16 protein-coding genes are annotated in these 19,791 nt (G+C 41.3%); 7 read left to right on the top strand and 9 right to left on the bottom strand.

Annotated elements, in window-relative coordinates:
- Positions 1 to 214: 214 nt before the first annotated feature.
- The 4 genes from GNE10_RS16970 to GNE10_RS16950 all read left to right on the top strand — a co-directional run bounded on the left by GNE10_RS16970 (position 215) and on the right by GNE10_RS16950 (position 6,662).
- The gene (locus GNE10_RS16970) at positions 215 to 1,432 is read left to right on the top strand and encodes a lipid-A-disaccharide synthase-related protein (RefSeq protein ID WP_185566193.1); all 1,218 of its coding nucleotides are present in this window, start codon (positions 215 to 217) and stop codon (positions 1,430 to 1,432) included.
- Positions 1,433 to 1,956: 524 nt separating this feature from the next.
- The gene (locus GNE10_RS16960) at positions 1,957 to 3,708 is read left to right on the top strand and encodes an ABC transporter ATP-binding protein (protein WP_185566192.1); all 1,752 of its coding nucleotides are present in this window, start codon (positions 1,957 to 1,959) and stop codon (positions 3,706 to 3,708) included.
- A 151-nt stretch (positions 3,709 to 3,859) separates the two neighbouring features.
- Entirely contained in the window at positions 3,860 to 4,810 is a 951-nt protein-coding gene (gene uvsE / locus GNE10_RS16955; RefSeq protein ID WP_185566191.1) for a UV DNA damage repair endonuclease UvsE, read from the top strand.
- Between the two features lie 253 nt (positions 4,811 to 5,063).
- Positions 5,064 to 6,662 carry an Hsp70 family protein gene (locus GNE10_RS16950; protein ID WP_185566190.1) on the top strand — a complete coding sequence of 533 codons (1,599 nt, stop codon included), beginning with the start codon at positions 5,064 to 5,066 and terminating at the stop codon, positions 6,660 to 6,662.
- A 319-nt stretch (positions 6,663 to 6,981) separates the two neighbouring features.
- On the opposite strand, the gene GNE10_RS16945 is transcribed toward GNE10_RS16950, so the two are convergent.
- Both GNE10_RS16945 and GNE10_RS16940 read right to left on the bottom strand, forming a co-directional pair.
- Complete coding sequence (locus GNE10_RS16945; protein WP_185566189.1) at positions 6,982 to 7,587, bottom strand: hypothetical protein; 606 nt, start codon at positions 7,585 to 7,587, stop codon at positions 6,982 to 6,984.
- Positions 7,587 to 8,219: a ParA family protein gene (locus tag GNE10_RS16940; protein ID WP_099067388.1), complete on the bottom strand. Its 633-nt coding sequence runs from the start codon at positions 8,217 to 8,219 to the stop codon at positions 7,587 to 7,589. The genes GNE10_RS16945 and GNE10_RS16940 overlap by 1 nt, the downstream gene beginning before the upstream one ends.
- A 224-nt stretch (positions 8,220 to 8,443) precedes the next feature.
- On the opposite strand from GNE10_RS16940, the gene GNE10_RS16935 reads away from it, so the two are divergent.
- Positions 8,444 to 9,826, top strand: coding sequence for a cytochrome P450 (locus GNE10_RS16935; RefSeq protein WP_185566188.1), 1,383 nt, complete (start codon positions 8,444 to 8,446; stop codon positions 9,824 to 9,826).
- Between the two features lie 196 nt (positions 9,827 to 10,022).
- On the opposite strand, the gene GNE10_RS16930 is transcribed toward GNE10_RS16935, so the two are convergent.
- From GNE10_RS16930 to GNE10_RS16910, 5 genes are all read right to left on the bottom strand, one after another.
- Entirely contained in the window at positions 10,023 to 10,637 is a 615-nt protein-coding gene (locus GNE10_RS16930) for a DapH/DapD/GlmU-related protein (protein ID WP_185566187.1), read from the bottom strand.
- Positions 10,638 to 10,786: 149 nt separating this feature from the next.
- Entirely contained in the window at positions 10,787 to 11,815 is a 1,029-nt protein-coding gene (locus GNE10_RS16925) for an NAD(P)-dependent alcohol dehydrogenase (protein WP_185566186.1), read from the bottom strand.
- A 127-nt stretch (positions 11,816 to 11,942) separates the two neighbouring features.
- A complete protein-coding gene (locus GNE10_RS16920; RefSeq protein ID WP_185566185.1) occupies positions 11,943 to 12,788 on the bottom strand; it encodes an oxidoreductase in 846 nt (281 codons plus the stop codon).
- A 291-nt stretch (positions 12,789 to 13,079) separates the two neighbouring features.
- Positions 13,080 to 14,021 (bottom strand): GNAT family N-acetyltransferase, encoded by a 942-nt coding sequence (locus GNE10_RS16915; protein ID WP_185566184.1) that lies wholly within the window; start codon positions 14,019 to 14,021, stop codon positions 13,080 to 13,082.
- 173 nt (positions 14,022 to 14,194) lie between these two features.
- A complete protein-coding gene (locus tag GNE10_RS16910; protein WP_185566183.1) occupies positions 14,195 to 15,217 on the bottom strand; it encodes a tetratricopeptide repeat protein in 1,023 nt (340 codons plus the stop codon).
- 627 nt (positions 15,218 to 15,844) lie between these two features.
- Between GNE10_RS16910 and GNE10_RS16905 the strand changes: the two genes are divergently transcribed.
- Positions 15,845 to 17,728 carry an ABC transporter ATP-binding protein gene (locus GNE10_RS16905; protein WP_185566182.1) on the top strand — a complete coding sequence of 628 codons (1,884 nt, stop codon included), beginning with the start codon at positions 15,845 to 15,847 and terminating at the stop codon, positions 17,726 to 17,728.
- 245 nt (positions 17,729 to 17,973) lie between these two features.
- Here the strand turns inward: GNE10_RS16905 and purQ are convergent, their stop codons facing one another.
- Together purQ and purS are read right to left on the bottom strand one after the other, a co-directional pair.
- Positions 17,974 to 18,651, bottom strand: coding sequence for a phosphoribosylformylglycinamidine synthase subunit PurQ (purQ, locus tag GNE10_RS16900; protein WP_185566181.1), 678 nt, complete (start codon positions 18,649 to 18,651; stop codon positions 17,974 to 17,976).
- A gap of 221 nt (positions 18,652 to 18,872) precedes the next feature.
- Entirely contained in the window at positions 18,873 to 19,151 is a 279-nt protein-coding gene (gene purS / locus GNE10_RS16895) for a phosphoribosylformylglycinamidine synthase subunit PurS (protein ID WP_099067397.1), read from the bottom strand.
- Positions 19,152 to 19,296: 145 nt separating this feature from the next.
- On the opposite strand from purS, the gene GNE10_RS16890 reads away from it, so the two are divergent.
- Positions 19,297 to 19,680, top strand: coding sequence for a Fur family transcriptional regulator (locus tag GNE10_RS16890; RefSeq protein ID WP_099067398.1), 384 nt, complete (start codon positions 19,297 to 19,299; stop codon positions 19,678 to 19,680).
- The last annotated feature ends 111 nt before the right edge of the window (positions 19,681 to 19,791 follow it).

Here is a 19,791-nt window from a genome sequence, read left to right as displayed (position 1 = left end):
TCCCACCCCTCCCACACTTCCTGCTTGCTCAATACCCCATGCCCAATACCCTATCCGCCAGGATGACTATTAATATACCGATAGCGCTGGCACTCTCAATACTGTATTCTCTGATAAATTAGTATCTGCAAAAACTATTTCCTACTCCCAATTCCAAAGGGGTTAGTAAAAAATTTCATTAAACAAGCATTTTAGACTTATCCATAATCCCAAGATGCCTTCTAAGCGAATCTTGTTTATCAGTAACGGCCACGGAGAGGATAATCACACCTCTCATGTAATTCAGACTCTGCGAGAATTGTCTCCTTCTATTGAAATGGCGGCAATGCCGATTGTGGGGGAAGGAAAAGCTTACCGTAGTTTGGATATTCCCATTATTGGGCCCACACAAACAATGCCCTCTGGCGGATTCTTTTACATGAAGCGCCTGTATTTGCTCAAAGATTTTCAATCGGGATTGATTGGGTTAACGTGGCGACAGTTACAAGCGGTGTTGCAATACGCCCCTAACTGTGATTTGGTGATGGCCACTGGGGATTTTATCTCTCAGACATTTGCTTACTTAACAAAGCGCCCCTTTGTCTCGTTTATTTCTTGTCTTTCTGCCCTTTATGAAGGACGATTGCGTATCAATCCACTGTTGTGGCACGATTTGAATTCTTCTCGCTGTTTAACAGTTTTCACTAGAGATTCTTATACGGCTTTTGACTTGCAACGGCAAGGTATAACTAAAGCTCAGTTTGGTGGAATTCCGGCTTTAGATCGCCTTGTCCCCACTGGGGTGGACTTGCAACTTAAACCGGAGGTTCCAACTATCGCCTTGTTACCAGGTTCACGAATGCCAGAGGCGGCAAGAAATTTCTGTTTGCAGTTACAACTGGTGGTGGAAATTGCCAAGGTAATGCCTGAGTCTGGATTGCAGTTTCGTGCGGCTTTAGTACCAAATTTGATGGCAGAATTAGACGACATTGCTAAAAGTGAAGGCTGGCAATTAAATCAAGGGGTACTCACTTATTCTTTGGCTGGTAGTTCTGCTGAAGAATCGCCGCTAGTAGAAGTAAAATGTTACTCCAATGCTTTCAGTGATATTTTATATTACTCTACCCTGGTAATTGGCATGGCAGGGTTAGCGGTGGATTTAGCAGTGGCGATCGGCAAACCGATTATCCAAATTCCCGGACAAGGGCCTCAATTTACCTATGCGTTTGCAGAGGCGCAAACGCGATTGTTAGGGATTAATGCCCAAACCATCGGCACAGGGCCAGCAACTCCTGACACTCTCAAACAAGCGGCTCTACGATTAGTGGAAACTTTACAAGATGCAGACTATCTAGCTCAGTGTCAAAAAAATGGCCCTGAGCGATTCGGCCCGTCCGGCGCATCCCAAAGAATTGCCAGCTTTATACTAAAGTCTTTAGGAGAAATTGAGTAAAAATTACGTCAGAATTCAGGAGTCAGAATTCAGGAGCCAGAATTCAGGAGTCAGAATTCAGGAGTCAGAATTCAGGAGTCAGAATTCAGGAGTCAGAATTCAGGAGTCAGAATTCAGAATCTACAAGTATTAGAGCAGAAAATCTATGAGAGACGGTCTTGTAGACTCCCGGAGGGGGGTTTCTCGCAGAGTCACCCAACACCAAGATTTTGTCGTTTGTTGAATTTGCTCAATCGTTCGTTGAATTTGCTCAATCGTTTGTTGAATTTGCTCAATCGTTTGTTGAATTTGCTCAATTGTTCGTTGAATTTGCTCAATCGTTTGTTGAATTTGCTCAATCGTTTGTTGAATTTGCTCAATCGTTTGTTGAATTTGCTCAATCGTTCGTTGAATTTGCTCAATCGTTTGTTGAATTTGCTCAATTGTTTGTTGAATTCGGGCAATCGTTCGTTAAATTCGGGTAATCGTTTTCTTGTTCGCTGTTACTTATCTCTACGAATAAATTTAATTTTGTCCAACTACTTATGAAAGTCCGCTCTAGCTACTGGCAACTGTTACCTTATTTGTGGCCCCAATGGCCGCTGTTAGTTCGGGGATTGGTTTGTATCTTAGGATTTGTGTTGCTCACTTTAGCACTGCCTTACTTAACAGGTCAGATCGCTTTTTTTGTCGGTCAGGGAAATGTTAACCAGATTGCTTACTGGCTGGGACTCGCTACTGTAGTTTTTTTGCTTCGCGGGCTTTGTCAATACGGGCAGAATGTTTTTATGATTGCTGCTGCCCTGAATATGGTTTTAAATTTGCGTAAGCGGCTTTACGCTCATTTGCACAAGCTGGGATTGGATTATTTTGAAACTACACAAACGGGTGACCTCACTTATCGGCTAACTGAAGATATCGATCGCGTGGGGGAAATTGTAGACAAGTTATCCCATCAGTTTCTTTCCAATTTGTTGCAATTAATTGCCATTCCCATTTACATGCTGTATCTGAATTGGCAACTTACCCTTGCAAGTTTGGTTTTGGCTCCTTTAATGGCTTGGTTAATTGGTCTATTTGGTCAGCGATTACTGGTACTATCTCGCCAAAGTCAAAATCAAGTTTCTAATTTGTCGGCGATGCTAACTGAAGTGTTTAGCGGAATTCGCGTGGTGCAAGCTTTTGCTGCACAAGGTTATGAAATTCAGCGTTTTGAGCGAGAAGCAGAACGCAATCGCCAAGCTAAGTATCGCGCTCAACAACTCAAATCAATTCAATTTCCGGTTGTGGGTTTTTTGGAAGCGGTTAGTATTATGCTGCTGTTTCTTTTGGGAGGATGGCAAATTTCTCAAAACCAACTGACAGCTCAAGGTTTTATCAGTTTTTTAGCTGCTGTGGCTATCTTGATTCAGCCAATCGATTTGTTGATTAGCAATTACAACGAGTATAAACAAACTGAGGCTTCCGTTGAACGGATTTTTGAATTGATGGCGAAGCAGCCGAGTTTAATTGAAAAGCCAAATGCTCAGGAATTACCGCGAGTTACTGGTAAGGTAGAGTATCGCCACGTGAATTTTGCTTACAACCCAGGTCAGCCAGTCCTCAAGGATCTGTCTTTGCTAGCTACTCCTGGTAATGTCATTGCTTTAGTTGGTAGTTCTGGGGCGGGAAAATCGACATTAATTAGCCTTTTACTTCGCTTCTACGATCCCCAGGCGGGTGAAATTTTCGTTGATGATGTTGATATCCGCGATGTCTCCCTCAGGAGTTTGCGCCGTCAAATTGGCATTGTTCCCCAAGATATTACGCTGTTTTCTGGAACTATCGCCGAAAATATTGGTTACGGTCAGGAAGAATTAAATTTAGCAGCAATTGAGGAAGCGGCGAAGATTGCCAACGCTCACTCGTTTATTACCCAGTTTTCCCAAGGTTACCATAGCTGGGTGGGAGAACGGGGAGTTAATTTATCGGGAGGACAACGCCAAAGATTAGCGATCGCCAGAGCAATTGTCAACGATCCCCGAATTCTCATCTTGGATGAAGCTACTTCTGCCTTGGATTCAGAATCAGAAGCATTAGTGCAAGAAGCACTAGAGCGAGTGATGCAAAACCGCACCGTGTTTATTATCGCCCATCGCTTAAGCAGCGTTCGTAGAGCTGACTGCATTCTCGTACTAGAACAAGGACAAGTGGTGGAAGCTGGTACTCACACCTCCCTTTTGTCTCAAGAAGGACGCTATGCGCGTTTTTATGCCCAACAGTTTTACTCTACAAATGAGGGAGGCAATATTAATTAGGAATTTTTACTATCTCAATCCAATTTGAGTTGGGAAAAATATTAGTGGTGGCTGTTGACTGTAAATGCTTCTTGAGATGCTTATCAATTCATAACAAGATTTATTAAAATTAAACAAGAATAATATATTGATAAGTTAATAAATTTAGTTCATGACTGCAATCCAGTTCCAGAATTTACCCGATACACAGCAACAAAAGACCACTTTACCCCACTTGGGGCTGGTTTGTATCACCTTTGATAAACAAGTGCGTTTTCGGACAATGACGCGCACGCGGTACTTAAAACTAACTCTTGAGGAACGTGAAACTGCCCTCAGAGAACTGTATCAGCATAATTTACAGCGTTTACATGACGCTTTATCCTTTTGTGAGAAAAATCAAATTCAGCTGTATCGGATGTCTAGTGCTTTATTTCCTCTTTGTGATATAGAAGACGAAATCGGGGCAAATATATTAGAGGAAATGAGCGATGCATTAGCAAAAATTGGCGGACGTGCAAAAGCATTAAACATCAGAATGGTATTGCATCCCGACCAATATGTAGTGCTGAGTTCTGATTCACCAGAAATAGTGAAAACAAGTATCAAAATTCTCCAACGCCACGCCCGCAACCTCGATTTATTAGGCTTACCCCAATCGCCTTGGTCATTGATGAATATTCATGGTGGCAAATCTCAACGCAGCGAACAACTTGTAAAAGTAATTTCCGAATTACCACCAGCAATTAAAAATCGGTTGACTTTAGAAAACGATGAATATGCCTATAGTGCTAGTGAAATTTTAGCAGTATGTCAGCAGGCAGAAATCCCAATGGTGTTTGATGCTCATCACCAGATTTGCCACGAAAATTTAGATAGCTACGACGATCCAAGTGTGGCATCTATGTTACATGCAGCACGAGAAACTTGGGCAAATCCAGATTGGCAATTAGTTCATATTTCCAACGGTGAAGAAGGTTTTAATGATAGAAAGCACAGCAATTTAATTACTGCTATGCCCGATGTTTACCATGAAGTACCTTGGATAGAAGTGGAAGCCAAACAAAAAGAAGTAGCGATCGCTCATTTGCGTTCTTGGTGGCTGATGGAGTCGGGAGTCTGAATTCAGGAGTCAGGAGTCAGAATTCAGGAGTCAGGAGTCAGAATTCAGAATTCAGGAGTCAGAATTTAGAATTTAGATGCAATCAGTTTAGAGTAAGACTCAATAGTGTATGTTGTTAACTACTGAATCAAAAATTTAGTTTGCTGTTTCACCATTTCTTCAACAGCCATTAAACTCCCAACTCCCAACTCCTAACTCCTAACTCCTAACTCCTAACTTCTAACTTCCCAACTCCTAATTTCCCAACTAAAGTATGGCGATCGCAATCGATTTTGGCACTAGCAACACAGTCATTGCTCGTTGGAATTCTGTAACCCAACAGCCAGAAACCTTGAATTTACCTGGTTTATCAATTAAACAAAGTCTCAATCCACCGCTGATTCCGAGTTTAGTTTATATTGAAGACGCAGCAGCAAGTAAAATCTTAGTGGGTCAACAAGTACGCGATCGCGGTCTCGATCTCAAGGGCGAAACTAGATTTTTCCGCAGCTTCAAGCGCGGTATTGGTGCTAATATTCAAGGTTTTTTACCTGAGTTAGATGGACAAATTGTCACTTTTGAGCAGGTTGGGCAATGGTTTCTCACCGAAGTAATTGCAGAACTAGCACCCCTAGAAGGTGGCTTAGATTCTCTGGTGTTAACAGTACCAGTAGATAGTTTTGAAGCCTACCGTCATTGGTTAGGAAAAGTTTGCCAGTCTTTAAAAGTCGAACAAGTGCGAATGCTGGATGAACCCACAGCCGCCGCTTTGGGTTATGGCTTGGCAGATCGAGAAATTATCTTGGTAATTGACTTTGGTGGCGGTACTTTGGATTTGTCCCTTGTGCGGTTGGATCGAAGCGTGCAAGCAACTACAAAACCAGTGGGATTTTTGCTGAAATGGGGTAATAAATCTTTAGCTGAAGATTCTAAACAAAAAATCAAAACAGCCCGTGTATTGGCGAAAGCTGGACAGAATTTAGGCGGTACTGATATTGATAATTGGTTAGTAGATTACTTTGCCAAAAATCAAGGACTAGCGGTTAGTCCTTTGACAACAAGATTGGCGGAAAAAGTGAAAATTCAGTTATCAACTCAAAATCAAGCCAGTGAAGTTTATTTTGATGATGAAACATTTGAAAGTTATGAATTGGAATTAAACCGCGAAACTTTTGAAAATGTCCTCAAAGAACACGCATTTTTTGAGTTATTAGATGAATCCATGACGACGTTGTTGCAACAAGCAAGACGCCAAGGAATAGAAATTGCAGATATTAATGCAGTTTTATTAGTTGGTGGAACTGTACAATTGCCAGCAGTGCAGACATGGATTAAACAATATTTTGAGCCAGAAAAAATTCGTTGCGAACGTCCCTTTGAAGCCATTGCCCAAGGTGCGTTACAAATCGCCCAAGGCATTGAAATCAAAGACTTTCTCTACCATAGCTATGGTATTCGCTACTGGGATCGCCGCAATCAACGCCACCATTGGCATCCCATAATTAAAGCTGGACAGCCATATCCCATGAGTCAGCCAGTAGAATTAGTTTTAGGGGCTTCTGTGGAGAATCAGCCAAGCATTGAATTAATTATGGGAGAATTGGGGGCAGACACAGGTAATACGGAAGTTTATTTTGATGGCGATCGCTTAATTACTCGTCGTCTTGAAAGTAGTGAAATCAGCGTCAAACCCCTCAATGACAAAGAAGGTGCTAGAACAATAGCCCAACTGACACCAAGCGGATTTCCGGGGAGCGATCGTATTAAAATCTTCTTCCAAGTTGATGAACAACGCTTTTTGCGAATCACCGTTGAGGACTTGTTAACCAATGACACGCTTTTAGAAAATCAACTCGCAGCACAGTTAAGTTAAGAATTATACTTCAATACCTTTAGTGTTAAGTAAAATAAAAACCCCTCCCCGCAGGCGGGGAGGGGAGACAAAGCGTAGCTTTGGCTCTTTGGGGTGCAATGGCTGTGGGAATTATCACTAATTATGCGGACATGATATTATACTAATTTGTATTCACCAAACGTAATTTCATCATTTCTATTCCCCATCTATCCATCTCCCCACTTGCCACCCAAGTTACTATTTTTAAGTGCAACTTAGTATGAAGTATTTTTTTGTTGTTTTTTGAGCTTACTTTATAAAGTTCTTGATTTTTGAACTGACTGTAGCTCTAGCAGTGCTAGTCATAAAGCCAAGTATTTTCTGCAAAATCATCATTTATTGATGTTTGTCGTTCTGCTAGTTTTTCAGATGAACGATGTGATTTTTTATAATTTAGTGGATTGTAGTTTTCCTTTACTGGTTTGATAGCACTAGTTTGTTTAGCAACAACTTGAGATTTAGTTTCTGCTGCTTGTTTTAAAGCATTAATTTCTTCTATCAGTTTAGAATTTGCTTCTGCAAGTTGTAGTGCTGTTTTTTTGGTTTCGTCTAGTTCTTTTGTTAGCTGTTCTGCTAGAATTTTTTGTTCCGAGACTAATGTTTTTTGTTGTGATAGTTTTGATTTCAAATCTACTATTTCTTTTTCTAGAGCAGCTTCCTTTTGATGACTTTTTTCGAGATTGCTTGTCAATTCTTTGACAGTTGCTTCTAAATCAGCTTTTGTAGGATTTGTGCGCCTAATAGTAGTTGGTTCTGGTATTGGTGGTGAAGATTCTTCATCAGTTGTAGCCTCTTCGTGGGCTATTTCTTGAGCGGAAACTTCAATCACAGATTCATCTTCTGGAGATGTAAATTTTTGTGCTTCTTGTTGTAGTAAATCTGATAAGCTTTGTTTCTTAGCCATTATTTCCTCCAATCACGCTGTAATTCATCAGCTGCGCGGCGATAGTCTAACTCCGCTTCCCGTGCATTTCCTCCTCGCCATTGAGTAATCGCTACACCTTCAAGCGCGGCTCGTTCGTGAGCTTTGTAAGTGCGAATCAAGGTATTGAAAGCAGGAATACCTAGCCGTGTCAGAGTTTTTTTTGCTTCTAGTGCTTCCCCGATGCTGCGCGTATCGACTTTAGTGAGCAATACCCGATGGGGGGTTCCCAGGGGGATAACGGCTTCCTTGACTGTTTCCACGAGGACAGCTAAATCCATTGCAGACGGGGGTGTAGGCAAAACTAGATAATCTGCGATCGCAACTACCGCTACTAATGCTTCAGAGCGCAGCGCGGGAGGCGTATCCACCACTACTAAATCGTAACCTTTTATTTTTCCCAAATCACCTAAAAGTGTTGGATCTGTTTCTTGAGATAAATCAAATCCCATTCCTTGCTGACTGCGCCCGAACCACCAACTGGCAGAACCTTGAATATCTGCATCAATCAGCAACACCTTTTTTTTCTTCGCGAAGTTTGCAGCTAAGTTGATTGCGGTAGTCGTTTTACCGACTCCTCCTTTACCGTTGAGAATAGCGATGATTTTTGACACTGCTTGCTTCCGATGCTGAGTGTTGAGTTAAGAGTTAGGAGTTAAGAGTTAGGAGTTAAGAGTTAGGAGTGATTTTTGTCCTTGTTCTCTATAGTCTTCCCAGTCCCTAGTCACCAGTCTCCAGTTCCCAGTCCCTAATGATGAATATACCGCTTTCTGTGACCCGCAATCACATAAAAACTCGTAACAATAAAATTTAGCAGCTATTAATTCCACTAATTTCTATGACAACAACTTACAATCTACCTGATGGGCCTCAAATACCGCGCTGGCTGCGGATGATCAAGTTTATTAGTCAGCCTGTAAAATATGTGGATGATTTTGCGAAAATTTACGGCGACAGTTTCACTATTCAAAGCAATCCTTCAGACAACCCCATTGTTTACTTTAGTCAACCAGAAGCACTTGAGCAGATTTTTACATCTGATTTGAGTAGTTTTGAGGTTGGCAGGGGCAATAAAGGACTGAGATTTTTACTTGGCGATCGCTCTTTCATGCTATCAGATGGCGAACGTCACCAGCGGCAAAGACAATTATTAGCTCCTCCTTTTCATGGCGAGAGAATGCGGGCTTATGGCGAGGATATCCGTCAAATCACACAACAGGTAAGCCATCAATGGCAAATGAACAAGCCTTTGAAAATACGTAATTCCATGCAAGAAATCACTTTGCGTGTTATTCTGCGGGTTGTGTTTGGTTTGGAAGCAGGAGAGCGATTTGAGGAATTAAGGCGATCGCTAAGCGATTTACTAGACTTCATGACTTCACCTTTAATGTCTAGCGCTTTCTTTTTCAATTTCATGCAAAAAGATTTTGGTACTTGGAGTCCCTGGGGTTGGATTCTCCAACAACAAAAAAAAATCGATGAACTTATTTATACTCTGCTTCGGGAACGTCGCGCCCAACCCCAGCAAAATCGCCAAGATATCCTTAGTCTGATGATGGCTGCTCGTTATGACGATGGTCAAGGGATGTCAGATAAAGAATTGCACGACGAATTAATGACTCTTTTAGTCGCCGGACATGAAACTACAGCTTCAGCATTAACATGGGCATTTTACTGGATTGATTATTTACCAGAGGTGCGTGAAAACTTGCTACGGGAACTCACCACTGTGGCTCCTAACACAGATTTGAGTACCATTGCTAAATTGCCTTATTTGACAGCAGTTTGCCAAGAAACATTGCGAATTTATCCCATTGCCATGAATGCTTTCTTCCGAATTGTTAAAACCCCAATTGAAATTATGGGTTACAAACTGCCAAAAGGAACCCTAATTATTCCCAGTATTTATTTAGCACATCATCGCGAACAAGTCTATCCACAACCCAAACAATTCAAACCAGAAAGATTTTTAGAAAGACAATATTCCCCATACGAATATTTACCATTTGGTGGTGGTAATCGTCGCTGTATTGGCATGGCATTTGCTATGTATGAAATGAAAATTGTCTTGGCAACTATTTTGTCAGAATTTCAATTATCCTTAGTCAACAAACGTCCCGTGCGTCCCGTGCGCCGTGGTTTAACCACCGCCGCACCGGCTGGAATGCGAATGATTCCAAGCTCTCAAGTAAAACTAGCCAATACACCAGCGTTAGTTTAACAACTAATGGTCTATCGCATTAATTTTGATGAGTTTGTAGTAAGCACTTCAGTGCTTAAAAATCAAGGACTAAAGTCCTAACTACAAACTTATTTATCTCTCAGAACTAATAGGACAGACCACTAGTAGCGTGTCAAGGCTAAAATAGTGCATTAGTAAACTCTTGTGGGGTGGGCATCCTGCCCGCCGTAACATTTCACAAATGATTCGGAATTGCTATAGAACTACTTGGAATTTCTTGTTGCTCGGCAAGTTTCTCATAATGTTCTTTGTCCCGGTATTTAATTACTTTCATAGGTTGATTTCCAACAATTGCTAAAGGTTCTACATTAGCAGTGACCACTGTCCCCGCTGCCACAATTGCACCATCACCAATGGAAACTCCAGGAATAATTAAAACATTTCCACCAATCCAAACATTGCGGCCGATGCTAACAGGCTTATGAATATAAACGTTATGTTCGTATGGCAAATTATTACTTTGATAGTCGTGATTTGCAGACAGAATCACAACATTAAATCCCAGTGTTGTATTGTCACCAATTGTAATTCCGCCACGTCCATCTAAAATAACATCTTGTCCAATATAAACTTTATTTCCCAGAGATACATTTTGCGGATGTTCAATTCTCACATCTCGCTTAAATCGTAAACCTGAGCCACAAAATTTTAACTGACTCTTCAGTTGTTGATGCTTATATCTCCTGATTTTGCTTTCTAAATATTCTTCCCATTTTACCAAATGAGGTATTAATCGTCGTTCAAATACTTGCTCTACTTTATTGATAATTTTTTCTTTTATTTGTTTCATAAAACCTTATATAAATTTGATTCCCCTCTACTTTTAACCACGAAAATAAAAGAACGAAGGGACTTTATTTAGTCATTAGTCATTGGTCATTGGTTATGAATTATTCTCTTTGTTTCCCTTGTCTCCCTTGTCTAAAAACTGCTGTAATTTTATCTAGTTACTGATGAATCCAAACTAATAACAACTTTGCCAAAGTGAGCCGCACTTTTGAGATAACGATATGCTTCTCGCGCTTCATTAAATGGAAAAACTCTATCGATAATTGGTTTAATTTGATGTTGTTGTATTGTCTGATTCATGGCCTCAAACATTTCCCGACTGCCAACGTAGATTCCCTGAACTGTTAAACTTTTAAAAAGTATTGGCATGGGGTCAATTTCACTTCCTCTACCTGACAAAACGCCGATTAAACTAACACGTCCGCCTATGCGGACTGCTTGCAATGATTTTGGTAGAGTTCCAGCACCGCCTACTTCAACTACATGATCTACACCTGTGCGATTAGTTAATTGGTAAACTTGCTTTTCCCAATCTGGTGTTGTTTTGTAGTTGATTGTTTCGTCAGCACCAAGCTGTTTGATTCGTGCCAACTTTTCATCGCTGCTAGAAGTGGCGATCGCTCTAGCACCATGTATCTTAGCAAACTGGAGAGCAAAAATCGAAACTCCCCCAGTACCTAGTAATAAAACGCTATCGCCAGGGCTAATATTGCCTTTTGTCACCAATCCATGCCAAGCTGTAACTGCTGCACAGGGCAATGTCGCTCCTTCAGCATAGGATAGATGGTCTGGTAAAATTACTAAGCCATCTTGGTGTAATATGACATATTTAGCCAACATACCATCGATACCGCCTCCCAGATCGGATTTCATTTGTTCTCTAGTTAAAGAGCCATAAATCCAATCTTGGAAGAAAGTAGCAGCGACGCGATCGCCTATTTTCACCCGTGTCACACCTTTACCCACCGCCACAACTTCCCCCGCACCATCAGACATGGGAATCAACGGATATTTCTGTCCAGCACCGTAGGCTCCTTCAATGACGAGCAAATCACGGTAATTTAAAGATGTTGCTTTCACTTGAACCAAAACTTCACCAGCTGCGGGTTTTGGTTCCGGGCGATCGACTAATGCGAGGGCATCAATACCGGCATTGCTTTGAATTTCGTAAACTTTCATACTTCATAATAGTAAATCGGAAAAAAGTCAAAAGTTAAGGGGACTGCAAAAAATAAATTATTCCAGTGAATGCGTTGACAGTTGGAGGTTCACAGTTAACAGTTAACAGTGAACAATTGCTCAATTTCTAATTTTCAAAATCAGTATTTGCTGCTACTGCTTCCCATGCATCCAATTCAGTAGTTAATGAAGCAATTTTCTTGCGGAACTTGCTGTAAGCGTACTTACCCAGCACCAAACGCAATGGCGGATTTTCTGATTCCACAACCTGAATTAATACCTCAACAGCTTTTTCTGGATCGCCTGGTTGAGTGCCTTCAATTTTTTCTAGAAACTCTAAGAATTTTCCCACAGTTGGTTTGTAGGCGTCCATGCTATTAGCTGCACGGTCAAGCGATCGCCCAATAAAATCAGTACGGAAAGGCCCTGGTTCGACAATTGTCACTTTGATACCCAAAGGTGCAACTTCGCCATGTACAGCTTCTGACACTCCTTCTAAAGCGAACTTAGCACCACCATAGATGGAAAAACCGAGTTCATTGTTGAATCCAGCAATTGCAGACATATTGATAATATGCCCACTTTTTTGCTGTCTCATAATTGGCAATACTGCCCGGATCGTGTTAATTGCACCGAATAAATTAGTATCAAAATTACGCCGAATTTGCTCATCACTGACCTCTTCCAGCGCTCCAATTAGACCATATCCAGCATTGTTAACTAGCACGTCAATTTGTCCAAATGCTTTGAGGGCTTCATCTACTGCTACTTTGACTTGCACAGGATTAGTAACATCTAGAGAAACTGCCTTAACTGTATCTGGGTATTCATTGACCAAATCTTGAAGTTGTTCAGGCTTACGGGCAGTAGCAATTAAGCGATCGCCTCTTTTCACTACTGCTTGAGCCAAATTACGCCCAAAGCCGCTAGAACTACCAGTAATCAACCAAACTTTAGTATTTTTATTAGACACGATAGATTCCGCTGAGTTTCCATCAGTATTTTAGCTATTGAGTAACAATACTGGGCATTGGACATTCTTGCAGAAGTCGGGAAAAGGGGAAAGGGAAAGGGGGAAAGGTTTGGTATTTTCTCTTTTTCCTTTGACCACAAGAGTGCAAAAAGCAATTGATTGCACTCTTACTCCATGAGCTGCGCTCACAAGAAACAATAAAAATCAATATTCTCATGCCCAATGCCCAATGCCCAATGCCCTATTTTTAAGACAGGTCTATTAAAAAGTAAAAAGTCAGCGGAATATGGGTTATCGCCAATCGTCCAGAGCAAAAACATCTGGGCGATTAAATCCAGGTTCATTAGGTCTGTGCATTGCAACTCCAATGATTTCACTGCGAAAACCACGAGCCAACATCCTGCGATAAGCTTCATCTCGACTGGTATTAACACCAGCGATTAAACGTGACATCCCTTGAGCCACAGTCAATGCTTCACACAAATCTAATAATTCCTCGAAACTTTGCCCTGCATCGTTTCCAGAATATACAGCACCAAATCTCACAAAGCAAGTATTACTACCAGCTTCGGTTCCTGGGCCATAATGACAAACTGCAAATCCTGACAAGCCTGCGTCATTCCATAACAATACTGTATCCCCCAGTCCTTGAGCCTGAACTGTCTGAATTTCTCTTGATAAATCTAGTCCTTCATAAATAGAATTGGTGAGTTGAACAATTGCCTCCAGAGTTTGGGCGCGTTCGTTTTCACTGAGAAGTGAATATCTATTTCTTTGGGGTATTGGCTGTAATTGTTCTACTTGTTTTGCCAAAATTGCAGTTAGAAACCGTAGACGAAAACCAAATTTTTGATATAGGATGTGATGCTTGGGACTTTGAGCAAAAGTAAACAGCCCCATCATCGAAGTATTAGCTTCAGTAAGGTAAGCAATGGCAGCTTCAACAAGATGTTGACCTACTTTTTGGTTCCAAAAGTTTGGATGAACGCTCAACGGCCCAAAGTAGCCAAAACTTCCCCAATTTATTGCTAGGTTAGACCCAATTAATTTTCCATCAATCTCCGCAGCAAACACTGAATTTGGGTTGGCTTTCCACCGATGATGTATATAAGCAGCATCTCCGTAAAACTCAGTTGGTTCAGGTAGTCCGATAAAAGTACCAAAGGCCAACCGAAAAATATGGTCAGCAGCAGCTAATTCATTTTCTTGGAGTAACCTAATAGAAACACTCATCTGCTAAATATAGTGATTTTTAATTGAATAGAATACACATTTGAAAATTGAATCATTGTAGGGGCGCACAGCTGTGCGCCCCTACTGTAGTCTATTCAACTTCAAATTGCCATAACTGGCGTTAGGCGGGTGGGAAATCTGTCACAAACATTTTTTGAATCTAGTTCATCGGGCTAGAGAGAATTCATGAACTGCTGTACCTTTTCTAACAGCGGCCGATGTTCAATTTTATCAGCTAACTGTTGGGCATTTTGGTAGCACAATCGTGCCATTTGTTTGCGTTTGGTTGTGGCGTAAAGGCTTCCCATGTTCAATAAAGTGGAAATTTCTCCCAAAGAATCCCCCAGTTCTTGATAAATGGCAATGGCTTGTTTATAGAACTTCATACCTTGGCGATGTTGGGTGAGGATAGTGTGGGTAAAACCAATGTTGTGAAGGGTTGTTGCTTCGCCCGCTTTGTCGCCAATGGCTCGACGTGTTAAAAGAACTTGATAATAAAGTAGTAGGGCTTGTTTGGGTTTTCCTAAATCGCTGTAAACTGAAGCAATATTATTCAAGGTGGTTGCTTCAGCAACTAAATTCTTCACCGCTCGTTGAATCGGCAGTGCTGCTTGAAAATATTCTAGAGCTTGGTCAAACTTGCCTAAAACGCTGTAAGCAAAACCAATACCATTTAAAGTCGTTGCTTCACCAGAAAAGTCACCAAGCAATCGACGCATTGTCAAAATTTGGTTTTGTAGCAGCAATGCGCGTTTTGGTTCTCCTAATCGGGTATAAATCAGTGCTACATCATTGAGAGTAGAAACTTCTCCTTGGATGTCTTGCAATTGTCTGAAAATGAGAAGCGCTCGATCAAAATATTCTAATGCTTGGGAAAAACGTCCCAGACGGCTGTAGGTAGAACCTAAATTGCTCAGTGCAGTTGCTTGTGCGGAGGCGTTGTTGATTTCAACAGCCACACTCAGCGCTTGTTGAAATCGCTCTAATGCTCTTTGAGGTTGCCAGCAACCCAGATAAGCTAAACCAAGGTCATTCAATGTGTAACCTTCCCTAGCCCGGTCTGGAATTGCCCTTGCTAACTGTAAATTCTTAGTCACAAGATCGAGATACTCTTGAAATTTTCCCCGCTGGTAATAGTGGTTTGCTTCATCGCGGCGTTGTTCCCACTCTTTGACAGGATTTAAAGATTGCGTCATCTGACCTCAGTTGCACTCTGCGATAAATAGGCAAGATATTTCTTGGGATGAACTTCTCTTAGGTTTCCCAAATTTTAGTTAACCTATATCTTCTACCTTTAGATATAAGACGTAAAGAGAGAAGTATGGTAATCTTTCATACTTAAAAGTATACCCATGCAGTAATTAATACAAACACACTAGTGAGGATTGATGACAGTTGACTGTTGACGGTTAACTGTCAAGTGTTAACGTAAAATTTCATCTATTTGAACCACAATCCCTGGTAGGGGCGAACGGCCATAGCCTACACCTTTACAATGTGGTTTATTTACCTGGAAATTGCTGTAAGAGTGGTAAGACTAACGCAAAAATTATGTAATTTCGTCATTATGAGCAATAGAGAAGTAATCCGCCCTGACACTGGGATTGCTTCCCTACACTACATTCTGGTGGCAATGACAATATCGGCGTTGCGTAAGTCCTAAGAGCCAAATTTTTACTCGAAATCAGTGTGCGTACTTGACGATCGCAAAATGTGAAGCAGTGAAAACAAACAGATTAATATTGTATAGTGTTTGACTATGCAATTGAACTAACAACTGTTAAAAGTGTGTTTTTGCCAAACATGAATATAATGCTCTTATTATGAGCATCTACCAATCTCTCAACAAAAAATCATACACACAACACGGTCGCGGTGAAAATGACTGGCGGTTGTTTTTGCGTTTAGTGCCTTATGCCCGTCGCAGTGGCACACTGTTGGCACTTTCAATGTTCTTACTCGTACCGCTTGCCATCGCTAATGCCGTACAACCGCTGTTAATTGGACAAGTGATTTCCCTAATTCGTAAAGAATCGAGTATTTACGAATTCCTGAGGAATCGTCCATTCCCACAAGCGCTAAATATTTTAGAAGGGTTATTGCTGATTTCAATCGTCATCCGCTTGGTGTTGACAGGTTATCAGGGTTATCTCGTACAAAAGTTAGGGCAACAAATTACCACAGCAATTCGCCAGGATTTATTCCAACATGTAACATCTCTGGCGGTACGTTTTTTTGACAGGACACCAGTAGGGAAATTAATTACTAGAATTACCAGTGATGTGGAAGTGTTAGGCGATGTCTTTTCCACGGGAGCCATCGGTATCCTGTCCGATTTCTTATCGATGCTGGTAATTATTGCTTTAATGTTTTCTATTCAATGGCAACTAGCTTGCTTGTTACTATTGATGCTGTTACCAATTAGTTGGGTAACAATTTATTTACAAAAACAGTATCGCAAAGCCAATTATAAAGGGCGGGAAGAACTTTCGATACTTAATTCACAGCTACAAGAAAATGTAGTTGGTATTAATGTAGTGCAGTTGTTCCGCAGAGAAAAATTTAATGCTGAATTATTTCGTGCCACCAACAACCGCTACACTCAACAAGTAGATAAAAACATTTTTTATGATGCAGCTGTTTCTGCAACTTTGGAGTGGGTTGGATTAGTAGCGATCGCGGGTGTTTTGTGGTTGGGTGGTTTGATGCTTTTGGATAAAGAGTTGACTTTCGGTACTTTATCGGCATTTATTTTATATGCCCAACGATTATTCGATCCATTAAGAAACTTTGCCGAAAAATTTACCGTAATTCAAGCTGGTTTTACTGCTATTGAACGCGTCGGCGATGTATTAGATGAACCGATAGAAATCCGCGATCGCACTAATGTGCGCTACTCAATTCTGGATGCCAAATTCGGCTACATAGACGAAATAGTTGCAAATTTAGAATCTCCAGATATCAAATCACCACCGGAACTCGGAGAAATTCGTTTTGAACACGTTTGGTTTGCTTATAAAAACGATGATTATGTCATTAAAGATTTAGATTTCACCATTCATCCTGGTGAAAAAATTGCATTAGTCGGCCCCACGGGTGCGGGGAAAACTTCCATTATTCGCCTGTTGTGTCGTCTTTACGAACCCACACAAGGACGCATTCTCATTGATGGCATAGATATTAGAGAAGTGCCACAAGCAGAACTGCGGCGTTATATGGCAGTAATTTTACAAGATGGTTTTGTGTTTGCTGGTGATGTGAAAAGCAACATTTCCTTAGGAGATGGTTATACAATTGAGCAGATTCAACAAGCAGCAGAAAAAACCAACATTGCCCAGTTTATAGAAGAGTTACCTAATAGCTACGATACCCAACTCCGAGAAAGAGGCACAAATCTTTCTAGCGGACAAAAGCAACTTTTAGCCTTTGCCCGTGCAGCCATTCGCGATCCTCAAATATTAGTATTAGATGAAGCCACAGCAAGTTTAGATGTTGGCACAGAAGCTTTAATTCAAGAAGCATTAGACCAGCTTTTGTTCAGACGCACCGCAATTATTATTGCTCACCGTTTATCTACAATTCGCAATGTAGACCGGATTTTTGTTTTGAAGCGGGGTGAATTAATCGAAGAAGGAAGTCACGAACAATTACTGCAACAAGGTGGACTTTATGCCACTTTACATAACTTGCAGATGCTGGGAAGTTAAGTGACGAGCTTATTTGTATAATTCTTGATTAGTACGGCGTTGCAAGCGAAGGAGTTATATTAACCGTTCTTTCAATCGAAAGTAGATGAAACGAACTAAATACTTTTTTGTTAGCATACAGACTTGGTAAGAAGTCCTGACTGTTGCGTGATACAACAAAAAGTAAAACAGCAACTCCACCACCTAAGAACTGAAGTTGCCGCATTTTCACGAAAGTCTACCTTGGCTGATTGAAAACCTCTAATCTAAGCCAACGCCGCTACTTTCTCTAACAATCCTTGAAACAACCGTAAGCCATCGCTGTCGCCCAACATGGGATCAGACGCCCTTTCTGGGTGCGGCATCATACCCAAAACATTGCCTTGGCGATCGCAAATCCCCGCAATGTTGTTCAATGAACCATTGGGGTTCTCTCCAACGTAGCGAAACAACACTTGGCCGTTATCTTCAATTGCTGCCAAAGTGTCTGCATCAGCATAGAATCGTCCTTCGCCGTGGGCAATGGGCAAAGTGATAACTTCCCCATCGTGATAAACTTGCGTCCAAGGCAGATTGGTACGCTCAACTTTCACAGGGACGCGATCGCAAATAAAATGCAAATCTCGATTTTTAGTCAACACCCCCGGCAATAAACCAGCTTCAGTTAATACCTGAAAACCATTGCAAATACCGAGGACAAACTTACCCTTTTGGGCATGTTCGATGACCTGCTGCATCACAGGGGAAAACCGCGCGATAGCACCACAACGGAGATAATCCCCGTAACTAAAGCCACCAGGTATAACAATAACATCCAAATCAGCAATGTCCGTATCTTGATGCCAAACCATGCGAGTTGGTTGCCCTAACAAGTCTCTGGTGACATAAGCAACATCGCGATCGCAATTAGAACCGGGAAAAACAACAACACCGAATTTAGTCATTGGTCAATTGGATTAGGGAATTGGGCATTGGGCATTGGGCATTGGGCACGGGGAAAGGGAAAGGGGTATGGTTCGACCCTTCTCTACGAGAGGCTTCGCCAACGACAAAGCTCAGGACAGGCAAGCTCACCAACCGGGGAAAAAGGAAAAGATTAAATTTTTCCTTTTCCCTTTAACCTTTAACCTTTTCCCCTGCCCCCTCTGCTCCCCATGCCCAGTGTTTAAAACACCCCAGTCTGTGATTCAACTTCAATCAAATCAAAGCGATAATTTTCAATCACCGTATTTGCTAGCATTTGGTCACAGATGTTATTGAGGTCTTGACGCGCTTTTTTTTCATCTGGGGAGACGATGGTGAGTTCAATGTACTTACCAATCCTTACTTGCTCAACGGTAGTGTATCCCATTTGCTGAAGACCGGATTGTACAGCCACACCAGCAGGGTCTAAGACTGAAGGACGAAGTGTCACGTGAATTTTGGCTAGATACTTCCTTTGCACGGCTTTTTGCTGAATGCTGCGATCGCTATACTATAACTTTCTGTTCCAAGTGAGTGAAAATAAGATTATGAAGCAGTTACAGTTAATTTATTAATTAGCCAGTCCAACAGCTTCAAATTCCAGTGGCATATTTAAATAATTGTCTATGACAGTCATACGCACCCGCAGTCAAGAGCGTATTTTGAACCTGCTAAAAAGCATCAAAAAAGGCATTTCTGCTCAGGATATTTATGTAGAATTACGTAACAGCAATCAAGGTATGGGTTTAGCGACAGTTTACCGTTCCTTAGAAGCCTTAAAACTAGAAGGTATGGTACAAATGCGGAATTTGGCTAACGGTGAAGCCCTTTACAGCCTAACCCAGCAAGACAAACACCATCTGACTTGCTTGCAATGCGGTACCTCAATTCAAATTAATCAATGCCCAGTCCATAACCTAGAAGACCAGCTAGAAACCAACCATAAATTTAAAATTTTTTACCACACCTTAGAATTTTTTGGCTTATGTAGTCAATGTCAAACTTTGTAAGGGGCATTGGGAGTTAGGAGTTAGGAGTTAAGAGTTAGGAGTTAAGAGTTAACAGTTAAGAGTTAACAGTTAAGAGTTATTTTTCTCCTGCTTCCTTGTCTCCCCTACCTC

This window comes from Nostoc sp. 2RC, assembly GCF_014222165.1.
GTDB classification, from domain to species: domain Bacteria; phylum Cyanobacteriota; class Cyanobacteriia; order Cyanobacteriales; family Nostocaceae; genus Nostoc; species Nostoc linckia.
Note: the sequence above shows the minus strand (reverse complement) of the source record. Positions and strands in the feature narration are given on the sequence as shown.